Origin of the sequence: Nostoc sp. (genome assembly GCF_035638895.1) — a bacterium.
GTDB lineage: Bacteria > Cyanobacteriota > Cyanobacteriia > Cyanobacteriales > Nostocaceae > Nostoc.
Genome location: NZ_DASQZC010000696.1, coordinates 1 through 11530 on the forward strand (window position 1 = coordinate 1; position 11530 = coordinate 11530).

10 protein-coding genes are annotated in these 11530 nt (G+C 39.7%); 5 read left to right on the top strand and 5 right to left on the bottom strand.

The window, feature by feature from the left end:
- The first annotated feature begins 20 nt into the window (after positions 1–20).
- Positions 21–1148 carry an ABC transporter ATP-binding protein gene (locus VE944_RS33070; protein WP_324987748.1) on the top strand — a complete coding sequence of 376 codons (1128 nt, stop codon included), beginning with the start codon at positions 21–23 and terminating at the stop codon, positions 1146–1148.
- Between the two features lie 303 nt (positions 1149–1451).
- Positions 1452–1883, top strand: a complete 432-nt coding sequence (locus VE944_RS33075) for a hypothetical protein (RefSeq protein WP_324987722.1) — start codon at positions 1452–1454, stop codon at positions 1881–1883.
- Positions 1884–2088: 205 nt separating this feature from the next.
- Here VE944_RS33075 and VE944_RS33080 read toward each other — a convergent pair whose 3' ends face one another.
- From VE944_RS33080 to VE944_RS33100, 5 genes are all read right to left on the bottom strand, one after another.
- Positions 2089–2862, bottom strand: a complete 774-nt coding sequence (locus VE944_RS33080) for an MlaE family ABC transporter permease (RefSeq protein WP_324987725.1) — start codon at positions 2860–2862, stop codon at positions 2089–2091.
- Between the two features lie 510 nt (positions 2863–3372).
- Positions 3373–4047: a response regulator transcription factor gene (locus VE944_RS33085; RefSeq protein WP_324987728.1), complete on the bottom strand. Its 675-nt coding sequence runs from the start codon at positions 4045–4047 to the stop codon at positions 3373–3375.
- A gap of 63 nt (positions 4048–4110) precedes the next feature.
- Positions 4111–5529: a sensor histidine kinase gene (locus VE944_RS33090; RefSeq protein ID WP_324987731.1), complete on the bottom strand. Its 1419-nt coding sequence runs from the start codon at positions 5527–5529 to the stop codon at positions 4111–4113.
- 38 nt (positions 5530–5567) lie between these two features.
- Positions 5568–6308, bottom strand: a complete 741-nt coding sequence (locus VE944_RS33095) for a DUF4079 domain-containing protein (protein ID WP_324987734.1) — start codon at positions 6306–6308, stop codon at positions 5568–5570.
- Between the two features lie 123 nt (positions 6309–6431).
- Entirely contained in the window at positions 6432–6812 is a 381-nt protein-coding gene (locus tag VE944_RS33100) for a hypothetical protein (protein ID WP_324987737.1), read from the bottom strand.
- Positions 6813–7062: 250 nt separating this feature from the next.
- Here VE944_RS33100 and VE944_RS33105 point away from each other — a divergent pair, with 250 nt between their 5' ends.
- The 3 genes from VE944_RS33105 (at position 7063) to VE944_RS33115 (ending at position 11309) form a co-directional block, all read left to right on the top strand.
- Complete coding sequence (locus tag VE944_RS33105; protein ID WP_324987739.1) at positions 7063–8091, top strand: DMT family transporter; 1029 nt, start codon at positions 7063–7065, stop codon at positions 8089–8091.
- Positions 8092–8720: 629 nt separating this feature from the next.
- On the top strand, positions 8721–10148 hold the full coding sequence (locus tag VE944_RS33110; RefSeq protein ID WP_324987742.1) for a hypothetical protein: 1428 nt from the start codon (positions 8721–8723) through the stop codon (positions 10146–10148).
- Between the two features lie 783 nt (positions 10149–10931).
- Positions 10932–11309: a hypothetical protein gene (locus VE944_RS33115; RefSeq protein ID WP_324987745.1), complete on the top strand. Its 378-nt coding sequence runs from the start codon at positions 10932–10934 to the stop codon at positions 11307–11309.
- Positions 11310–11530: the final 221 nt, after the last annotated feature.

Below are 11530 nucleotides of genomic sequence, written 5' to 3' on the forward strand. Positions count from 1 at the left end.
ACGGCATTCTACTGAGGATTATGGCTCAAATTGTCATGCAGAATCAAAGGGGGATAACAACTTTTCAGCCACTTGATGTTGAACTGCGTAACGTGTTCAAGTTTTTTAACCAAGAACCAGCAGTAAATGGAATCGATTTGGATATCAGACAGGGAGAATTTTTTAGTATTTTAGGCCCCTCCGGTTGTGGTAAAACAACAACACTGCGTTTAATCGCTGGGTTTGAAATCGCTGATGCTGGCAAGGTGTTGATTCAGGGTCAGTCTATGACTAATGTGCCGCCTTATCGCCGACCCGTCAATACTGTATTTCAAAGTTACGCTCTATTTAACCACCTGAATGTCTGGAATAACATCGCCTTCGGACTGCGGTTAAAAAAAATACCCAAATCGAAAATTGAAGCTAGAGTCGAAGAAGCTTTAAAACTCGTGAAAATGGAAAGTTTGCGATCGCGCTTTCCCAATCAACTTTCTGGTGGTCAACAGCAGCGAGTCGCTTTAGCAAGGGCCCTAGTCAACCGTCCCACCGTGGTATTACTGGATGAACCTTTAGGGGCGTTAGATTTAAAACTGCGTAAAGAAATGCAAGTGGAGTTATCAAATTTACACAAAGATTTGGGAGTAACCTTTGTGATGGTGACACACGACCAAGAAGAAGCATTGTGTTTGAGCGATCGCATTGCTGTGATGAACCAAGGCAAAATTGAACAAGTTGGCACTCCCAGCCAAATCTACGAACGTCCTTGCACATCCTTTGTTGCTGATTTTATTGGCGATACTAATTTATTTAGCGGTGAAATTGTAGCGGTAGACTCTTCTAATATTAAAATTTCGACAAAAACGGGACTCTCAATTGTCATTAACCGCGCTGAAGATACACCATCAGAATTATCACAAGCAGTGGTAGTCTGCGTGCGGCCAGAAAAAATACAGCTTTCGCTTTATCCACCCAATTTGCCAACTAACTGTTTTGAAGGACGGCTTGTCAATGTTATGTATTTGGGCACACATGTTAATTATGTTGTGGAATTAACAAATGGCATTAGCATAAATGTGTTGCAACCGAATACTTTTGGCGTTTTACCAGACCGCGACACGTCCATCTACGCTTGGTGGGCAGAAAATGATTGTTTAGCTATTAGTCAATAGTTATAAGATTCAATAATGGAATAAGACCTTGACCTAAGAGGCAGGGGAGCAGGGGGAAGGGAGCAGAGGGAAAGATACTGTAATTCACCTGGCACAAGGGTTTCAGCAGCCCTAAATTTATTTATGCCCGAAAGTAAAAATATTTGTTATGCCTACGGCAAGCTGCGCGAACGAGATGTGTAACACAAAAAATAATACGTCCAAACTTTCAGAAGCCCTACATTATATATATGAAGATTTCCCCCTGCTCCCCGCTCCCTGCCCCTTTTCCTCTTGTTGACCCTGTACTAGGAGTATTAACCCATGTCAATTTTGCAAAGAGTTCCTTGGGTGTCCCTGGCATTAGTACTGCTTAGTTACAGTACTTTGGGCTGGGTAATAGCTGAAACACTCGCTCCTGTGTCTGTGTGGGTGGCGACTGTCGTTGCTATCTTGCTTTTAATAGTAACGTTGACCATTCCTTGGATGAAAATGAGATATTATTTCAGTGTTTTGCTGAAATCAAATACGAGGTCTTTCGCCGTTGCTGTTTTAGGAGCTTTCTTGTTCTTTATTATGATTGCCTGGTTTCGGGTATTTCTTGATACTTTGCTGATCGTTTCGGCAACTATCTTAGTGAAGATAGACTTTCAAACAGCAGGTCTTAGGGAGGGGCTAGCCTTTTGGACTACATCTACCTTTTCATTGATCGGTTTGGCCTTGGGTGCGCTAATCCATAAGTTAATATATTCGTGAATTTCGCTAATTTTCTTAAGTCATCGGCTTTTTTCCCATTTCTCCAAAAACGGCATCGTAAACTACTATTGTTTTTTACACAATCTTTTATGCTGATTTTCTGGAATTTGTCAAGTTTTATTTATACCAAATTAGATGATCTTACCCTACTTTTTGACCATGATATGATAACTGATAACTGTTGACTGTTCACTGATTTAATACTTCAAAATGCAGGCTGTTCAAACAGCAGTACCGAAAGGAAAAAATCCATCACAAAAATTGATATCCAACTAGTAACCACTGCTTTTGTTGCCGATTCTCCTACTTCTTTTGCTCCTCCCTTAGTAGTTAATCCCCAACTACAGCCAATAACAGCAACCAGCACACCAAAAATAAACCCTTTTAGCAAAATAATAAACAAATCTGACGGTTCTAAAAAATTTCTGACTGATTCTAAAAATGTTTCGGGAAGAATTTCGTAAAAATATGATGCGGCAAAAACTCCGCCGAAGATGCCCATAACTAAAGCCAAAATCGTCATCAAAGGCACCATTAAACTACAAGCAATTACTCTAGGAACTACTAGATAATCAATTGGATCAGTTTTGAGCATATAAAGTGCATCAATTTGCTCTGTGACTTGCATTGCACCTATTTCTGATGCAAAAGCAGAGCCTACTTGTCCCGCCATAATACTAGCGGTCAAAATTGGAGCCAATTCTCTACAAAAAGCTAAAGCAAAAGCACCTCCCACAGCATTTACAGCTCCAAATCGGACTAATTCCCTCGCCGTTTGAATGGTAAAAATCATTCCTGCAAAACCACTGACAAGCAGAACTGGAGAGATAGAACCTGGCCCAGCAGTCACCAGATGTTGCAGAATCTTGCGATAATACGTTTTTCCTTGGAGAAAATGTAGCCACACTTGACCGAAAAGCAGTACTGCTACAAAACAGCGTACAATCTCAGATTGCTCGTAATTTGTTTTTATTCGCAATTTTATCGTCCTTAAGACTGACTAATTGTTGCACATATCTTATATCAATTCTCCAAAATAAGACTACAGATATAAATGGTGGAAACCCAGCCAGATGTAATCTGACTTTCTGAATTACGTAGAGTATTACGAATTGCTATAGGAATCGTATTTGATTTTTGAAATTATCTACGTGGGCGGGGAGTGGGGAGTAAAGAGTAGGGAATAAGGAATTAGGCTATTCGATCTGTACCGAGCTTTTTCAGAAATCAAACATTAGTCCTATATTTTGATATATAAGTTGATTTCATCAAATAAATCCTTGGGTTAATATCGTTTCTGCAAGAAGAAATGATATTAACCCAAAGATATGAATGAAAATAAAATGTTTTGATTTTGACCAGAAATAAAAAGGTATAGAGCAACTAAATTTATTTATGGGGTTCAAAATTTTTGGCTTTTAACTTTTAACTTTTAACTTTTGACTTTTGACTTCCCTGATCGCACAGCGTCCCCAAGGGTTGGGACTGACTATTCTCGCAGTACGTACCCTACTCCACGCACGGTATGAATCAAGCGTTTTTCATTATTTTCTTCTAGTTTTAGGCGCAAGTAGCGGATGTATACTTCGATGATATTGGAATTACCCATAAAGTCGTAACCCCAAACTTTTTGTAGAATTTGGTCTTTAGTAAATACCTGACGGGGATGCGAGAGTATATATTCTAATAAGTCGAACTCTTTAGCGGTTAACTCAATTGCCCGCTTACCCCGGTAAACTTGGCGAGTCCGGTGATTTAAACTCAAGTCTTCAAACTGAAAAATATCCTGATCTGTTTCTTGAGTGCGGCGTAGATGAGCGCGGATTCTAGCTAGGAGTTCTTCTATACTAAATGGTTTGACTACATAATCATCAGCTCCTGCATCCAAACCTGCGACGCGATCGTTAACTTCATCTTTTGCTGTCAGTAAAATTACTGGTACGTAAATACCAGTTGCCCGCAACCGACGACAGATTTCCAAGCCTGACAGCCCTGGAAGCATCCAATCAAGAATGACTAAATCTGGCGATAACTCCCGTGCTAATGTTAAACCAGCGATGCCATCATGTGCCACGTTTATATTGTAACCTTCGCTACTTAGTTCTAATTCAACAAATCGCGCTAGTTTAACTTCATCTTCAACTAAGAGGATATTTGCTGCCATATTTGTAATTTTAAAGTGGATAGGGTCACAATCAAAGTGCTACTTTAACCTGGCTTTGATTAGCTATTTAAGTAGAGTGATGGTAAACACACTCCCTTCTCCTAATTTTGATTGCACAGATACACTACCACCCATACCCTCTACAAGAGTCTTAACAATGGATAAACCCAAACCAGAACCGCCAGCCGCATGAGAACGGGATTCATCTACGCGGTAAAATCGCTCGAAAATATGTGTTTGGTGTTGTAAAGGAATACCATAACCTTTGTCACAAACTTGAATAATCGCTTTGTTATGAAACTGATTTAACTTTAAAGTTATAGGTGTATTAGGTTCAGAATAATTAATAGCATTATTAATTAAATTGAGCAATATTTGTTTAAAACGACTGTAGTCTACTTTCACACCAATGGGATAAGTTGTTGACTCGATTGTAATTAAGCGATCGCTATATTTTTGCGCCATCACTACGACTTCTTCAACTAAGTCATTTAACACGTAAGATTTCATCTGAAAATTCAAATAACCACTATCTGCTCGTGCTAAATCAAGTAAATCTTGTAGTAAGCGAATGGTACGTTCGGCTTCTGAGGAAGCAGTTTCTAAGGCTTCTTGTTGAATTTCAGTTAAGTTATTCTGCCGCCGCAGCACGCTTTGTAAGTAACCATGTACAATCGTCAATGGTGTACGTAATTCGTGAGAAACATTGCTCACAAATTCTCGTTCTTGCTCCCAAGATTGTGAGAGACGCGATAACAACATGGTTAAAGTTTGAGCTAATTCTTTGACTTCGCTGGGTGCATTATCAACATATAGTTGTGCTTTTCCTAAATCTTCTATAGAAATGACAGAAGTCATCTGACTTAGCTGGCGCAGTGGTTGCAGAGAACGTCTAATATAAAATGCACTTATAGTTATTATTGCAATAATTGCCAAAATACAGCTAATATTCAAACTTTGCAGTATTGCCATAAACATTGTCTGTTCACGAGTAATATCATGTACTACAAATAGTTTACCCAGATACTTACCCTGCACTTGCAAAAAACTACTACTGATAACAAAGTACCTTTGATTAACTTTGTAAATTTGTGGTTTGATCTGCATATTACTAAGGGACATTAACTTAGTAGCCGTAGATTTAGATAACAAATCTAAAGTAGCAGATTTTATCAAAATTTTATTATCAGGATTTTTTAACCATAAAAATAGGTTGGTATTTGCTAAGTTATTAATAGCTTTCTGCAATCCAGTTTCAGGTTGCATCATTTCACTGTAAAGTTGCACATCACGCGGCAAGCGCTCAGTGATTTCTTCTATATTATGCTTACGACTATCAATCAAAATTTGCTGCATTTTCCAACTAGTCCATGCAGCAAAACTACCTAATATTAAAGTTGAAAATGTAGCAATACCAATGGTTAGGCGTAATTGCAATGAAAAAGGGTCAAGATTTATCCAGATATTTGTGGGTTGCTTCACTTTTAGTTTTGTCTAGGGTAGTGAAAATATTGCTAGTTCTATTCATTATTAATTTTAGGTAAAGATAGTGGCTGGATTGTACAAGGTTTAGTATCACATTTTTGCTCATAAAGCATATTGATATAGCGTTCTTGCCAAGTGAGTGGAACTTCTAACAATGAGCGCGTTCCTGTTATCCCCTGCCCGATAAATAGTAAGAGAGCAAGGGCACTAATAGTAATGTGAACCTTGCGCCAGCGATTGGTCTTATCTTTATAAATTTCTGGCAAAATGGAGAGAGAAAGAATCATCAGCAGAGCAGAGGTTAGCCCATAATAATAGTGAGAGGTATACCATTGGTCAGTTTTGCGGTAAATACCATCTTGACATCCAAGCACTACTAATGCAATTCCTGTGAGGGTTGCAAATATGGCACGCCAGTTTTTCTGCTTTGCCTGATAGAGTAAATACAGAGAAGCGATCGCAGCCACAAACAATAACCCGATAAATACTACCTGGAATGGTGCTTTAATCCAAAGTTGCTTATCTAAAATATTACCAAAAATATCGTAGGCAAACGCTATTAAAACAATACCTACAACTGCTCCAGTTAGCCAACGACCCAACTGAGTATGCTCTTGTCCTACAGTGGCGGGAATTTTGCTCTTACCTATGGCTAAAGTTTGCAATCGGCGTTGACGGACTTGTAAAGCGCGGTTGACAATGACGCCAATTAAGGGAAATACTACAAGTACAGCGATCGCTGGATGTAACAACAAGATAGCATCTCTAAATTCCATACCTGACCTTTCATTAAAAGTTACAAATTAGTTTTTATAGAACAGAATTCAGGAGTCAGGAGCAAAGCCAAAGACGCTCCTGAATTCTTCAATTATTTATGTCTACTTAATTACAACTAATAATTACTTGACCTCATCAGCCTCAAACTTTGGTACTTTACCTTTCTTAACCGCAACTACTACATCAAAGGTAGAACAGTAAGAAAAGGTCACATTATTGGCTTTATTGTAAAGATTAACCACCATACCTGCGCCACCGGGTTGAATACCTAGCGGTTCAAGATCGCCAAAAAAGAAACGACGTAGTTCATCACCACCACCAAACTGACCCTTATGCTTGATAACTAAATCAATCTTTTGTTGAGTAGTCAAACCTGTAGCATCTTTCTTTTCTGCGGCTGATGCTTGCACCAGTGAAGGACTGACAATTTTAAGTGGAACATCCCAGACTGTTACCATACCAACAAGAGCAACACCTGTAAGCAGAGAAGAAGCAATTTTCATTTATTTTTCCTTGTGCTGAAGTTTCCCGATGAGTAAAGCATCTCATCTGCTACTAAAGCTCAAATGAAACCAGTCTAGTAATTGTCTGAATTTATCCCTTAGAAAAATTTAGTTTAGACTCAGCATATTCTCAGAAAACTCTGATATTTTCAACCTCAGCTTGCTTTAAATGTTTTTTCAGATTAATCTCACCTTAAATTACCTAAGTTAGCTGAGTATAGTAAAGAGTATTTTTTGCAGCAGTATTATTATGAGCAGACCGAGAAGATGGCATCTTTTTATCTATAAAATTCCCGGTCAAACCTATCTCTGGCTAGCAATTTTGATTTTTGGAGCCTCTAGTGCAGTTACTCGCAAGCTGACACAAATTGGCGCTCAACATTTGATGGATGGTCGAAATCCGATTTCTTTATGTAATGTTTTATTTGTAGGGAATCTATGTGCCTTGATAGTTATGTTACCTATTTATAGGCGGCAGTGGAACAAAAAGGCTTTGCAGGAACTGTCAAAGAAAGATTGGTTTGCGCTGATAGCGATCGCTATTTTATCAGGAGCGCTTGTCCCTGGCTTAATTTTCCAGGCATTAGCATTAACAGGGGTCAACAATATTATTTTGATTGGACGCTTGGAACCACCTCTAGCTATAGCTTTATCAGTCTGGTTACTGAGGGAACGGGTAAATCGTTGGGAAGTTGTAGGAGCGATCGCTGCATTTGTCGGGGTTGCTCTAACTATTCTGCTGCAACCCTCAGAGACGACTACGATCAACATGGGTGTTTTAAGATTAGGTATTGGGGAATTATTGGCAGCGATCGCAGCTGTAGCTTCAGTAGTTTCAACAATTATTGTTAAAGAATGGCTTTCTGATATCCCAGTGGGAATCTTTAGTATCTTTCGTACTGCTCTAGGAACTGTAATATTTTTCTTTGCTGCTTTAGTTCTCTATGGCAGCGACCACTTTATGGATGTATTTTCACCTTTCCTGTGGCAGTGGATGCTTGTTTATGCTGCTGTAATTGTGGTTTTAGGTCAATCATTTTGGCTCAAGGGCTTGAGAGCTTCTACTGTGTCAACGGCTTCCTTAGCTGGCTCTTTTACTCCAATTGTGGGAATCTTGGCAGCTTATTTTGTACTGGGTGAAGTCCCTACCTTCGCTCAATATATTGGTGGTTGCTTGATTTTAGTTGGCATATTACTTAGCCAAGTTGGTGTTCGCTTTCAGATTTCTCGTAAAGTTGCAGCTCAATTAGAACAAGGTATGGGATTTAAAGGTATCTGAAAAGTAGAGACGCAATTAATCGCGTCTATAAAATTATATGCAGCTTTTTTAATTCTTCTCGGTGGAAAAAACGCGCCAGATAATAAAGACCGTAAAACCTAGATAGGTGAATACTGTCAGCCATTCTTGCCAGCTACCAAATTCATTATTCATCAGCAAAAGCCGGAAAATTAATATTTTTAGATCCTACACGCTGAAGCTACCAGCCGCTTGCTGTATTTTGGGAGATAAAGGTTACTCAAAAATTTTTAGCGAATTTTCCGGAATCGATAACAGCAAAGTGGTATCACTTATTAGAGCATCGATATTATACTGAACCTCTATAACTAACCTTCGGGGAATATAGCCCCATTGTTTACGCTCAAAAGCCTGGTCACTAAGACTGGGCTTTTGATATTTATACCAATAGTAATTACAGGTGAGTACCGTAAAAACGTAAACGCCTACTCCTACGGAGAAGCAAGCTACGCAAAGCGTCTGTCTGCGACACGCTGCGCGAACGTAGAGAAGTGCTAGCTACGCCTACGCAGCATTTGTTTAACCTGTTTGCGTATCAAATAAAACTTTTTCCCAGAAACTTTTAAGAGATTTTATCGGTCTGGTTCTCCAAATTCTGCAAAAATCAACCAATGTCATCTTCTGCACAAGGTATTCCCGGATTACCCGATTTGACGCATCCAGTTGAGCTTGTCCAATTTGGAACCCAGGCGCTCAAAGCTTCACTGTTATTAGTATTTTTGGTCGTAGCTTTGGGAGTTGCGATCGCACTGATCAGTTTTTCTCTGCGTCGAAGCAAGCCGGAACAAGTTATATTTATCGGCGAATGGGCTGTTGGTTATTCTCAACTATTGCGAGGATTACAGCATTTAACTCTAGTATTAATTCTATTAGTACCGGGATTTTTTCTCTGTTCAACTTTAAGCAATCGCTACCACTACTGGGAACAAGCAAAAGTAGCTCAAGTTGCTGAAAGTGTTGCAGGTGAAAAGCTCGAACAATTTGCGCCGCAAGTGCGCTACTCTATTCGAGAGCCATACTCTTATAACACTCAAGTCAATGGCAAGATTGTCAAGGTAAATGAGACACGAGAAATCAACCGCTTCTTGACGTTGGCTGGTTCGCAAATTCAAGTCAAGCTTGACCAAAGCATAGATGTTCCAGGTCGTAGCTCAGTTTATCAGGCAAATTATACTGCTGACTATAAAGTAGTTAACCAACTCAAGGATATTAATAATTTTTTCTTTGAAGCACCGCCACCTAACGGCTATACACTGCTTGCTAGCTATAAAGTTGAACGTGATGGAACTAGGTTACAACAAACCAATCCGGGAGACTATGGCTTTCCCTTCCAGTTACAACCAGGGGAAGAAACCACTTTTCGAGTCACCTATCAGGCTCAAGGAGGGCCTCGCTGGGTTTATAGCGCCGCAGGACAGTTGCTTTCTAATTTTAGCCTCATAGCAGTTGCTAACTTTGCTCCGGCTGATTTTGCTAGTGGTGTTGTACCGAATGAGATTAAAGTTAACGGACGCAGTACACAATTTACTTGGAAATTTGATGATAATGTTTCAGTCAAAAATCCATTTGGAGTGTTTACCAACACCGAACCCATTCGTCACACTGGCGTAATTCCGCGTCTTTTATTGCTAGCACCAGCAATATTTTTGTGGTGGATATTGTTGTTATATTTGTCACTGCCAATGAGTTTTAAAAATATTGCGATCGCTGCTAGTATTTTCTTTGCTTGTCTATTGACTTTGACTTATCTAGCTCGCGTCATGAATGCTCAGTTGGCTTGGACTTTGATTTCCATCATCTTACTAATTTTAACATGGGGATTGGGAGCAAGTCGCAATGCTTCCCTGGCTGCGATCATTTGCACTATTGCTGGAGCAGTATTACCCATCTTTGGATTATTAGTACCATTCAGCGGCCTTACCCTCAGCCTAGCGGGTTTTCTTTCAGCCATCTGGCTAGCAGTTCGTCACTGGTATGGCTGGTACAGTTTGCACCCAGAAGACCAAAGATTGCAGACTCAGAAAAACGCTAAAGATTAGTTGATTCCGCTATGATTAGCGAAGTTTTAGCAAATAGTATTTATGGATAACGATTTACTGGCTTTCTGTGCGGGTGCTGGGTTACTCATTCTCTATCTCATCTTTTCTGCATTAACTGAAATGGGGACTAAACTACCTTGGAAGAAATAAGCAGATGGGGCGATAAAGTTACTTAGAAGTTTACACTTCTAAACCTCATTGGGCTTGGAAAAAGAAGTAAACATCCTTTAGGCTGAGTTGATATATTTATTGTTCGAGAGAGTGCCAAATGCGCGATCCACAGAAGAACCATATTAAAATTGATCCAGCAACCCTCGTTTTGATTGTGTCTCTCTTAATCCTCTTGCCTCTGCTGGTTGTTGGTTTTTTATCGCAGTGAGCCTTATAGAGCTTGAAAATATCTAGAAAAATCCTTCGAGAGATTGGGTTAAACCTGATGAAATTCAAAATTTGCAATTTCAGTATAATCGCAAAGTTTTCTTCAGGAGTGATGCCTGCGGCGGGCTGCGCCTACGGCAATCATTCTCTGCATACAAGATAGTTACAACAAGCATTAGTTGAACAATTAAAACTTATAGCTAAAAAAATATCGACAGATTTGCATAAATATACTTCATTCCGATGAAGGTAATATCAAGCAGTTATAAAAATCTTGGACTGCCGTGACAAAACTATTTTTCTAGGAAGCAACTGTTTATGCGATCACGTAAATTCTTTTTTCCGATCACAATTGCTCTGCTTTCCAGCGTAATCGGTTTGAGAGCTACCTGTAAGTCAGTTGCTATGACTCCTCCACCTGTCATTACAATTGCTCAAGCTATCAATAATGGCAATAACTTAGACGGAACGTGGGATTACCAAGTCAGTCTTCCTGCGAGTCAATGCAGTGTACAAGGTGCTTGCTCGATTAAGATTGTAGGCGGTATCGGACGATATGCGTCGCCTACTAACAACAATAGTATTTTTCTGGTCAACGTTTATCCAACTACTATCAACCGAGGACAGCCCGTCCTCACCATTACACAAATTGGGACAACAGGGCTAGAAGTCAATTATACTGCTGCCCTCAGTGGCAGGCTAGACGAACCCGGACTTATTACTGGGCGCTTTGTGGATGTTGTTAACACCCAGGGGACATTTACATTGAAGAAGCAGCCATAAATTTCTGGGTGGTTTTGTAGATAAGTAGGTAAACATAATTAATTACACAATGTCATTGCGAATGCAGCGAAGCGAAATGAAGCAATCGCAAGGGCTGGGATTGCTTTGCTTCTCTACGAGACGCTGCGCGAACGCTCGCAATGACTGTAATTAATTTTGCGTAGTTACTTATGTGTTTCAGGTGCAACAGGGCAAGTGCAGTTTGCGCCTCTATCTAGGGA

Coding starts and splice junctions, on each gene's coding strand:
- VE944_RS33070 (WP_324987748.1), top strand. CDS start 21: ATGGCTCAAATTGTCATGCAGAATCAAAGGGGGATAACAACTTTTCAG.
- VE944_RS33075 (WP_324987722.1), top strand. CDS start 1,452: ATGTCAATTTTGCAAAGAGTTCCTTGGGTGTCCCTGGCATTAGTACTG.
- VE944_RS33085 (WP_324987728.1), bottom strand. CDS start 4,047: ATGGCAGCAAATATCCTCTTAGTTGAAGATGAAGTTAAACTAGCGCGA.
- VE944_RS33095 (WP_324987734.1), bottom strand. CDS start 6,308: ATGGAATTTAGAGATGCTATCTTGTTGTTACATCCAGCGATCGCTGTA.
- VE944_RS33100 (WP_324987737.1), bottom strand. CDS start 6,812: ATGAAAATTGCTTCTTCTCTGCTTACAGGTGTTGCTCTTGTTGGTATG.
- VE944_RS33105 (WP_324987739.1), top strand. CDS start 7,063: ATGAGCAGACCGAGAAGATGGCATCTTTTTATCTATAAAATTCCCGGT.
- VE944_RS33110 (WP_324987742.1), top strand. CDS start 8,721: ATGTCATCTTCTGCACAAGGTATTCCCGGATTACCCGATTTGACGCAT.
- VE944_RS33115 (WP_324987745.1), top strand. CDS start 10,932: ATGACTCCTCCACCTGTCATTACAATTGCTCAAGCTATCAATAATGGC.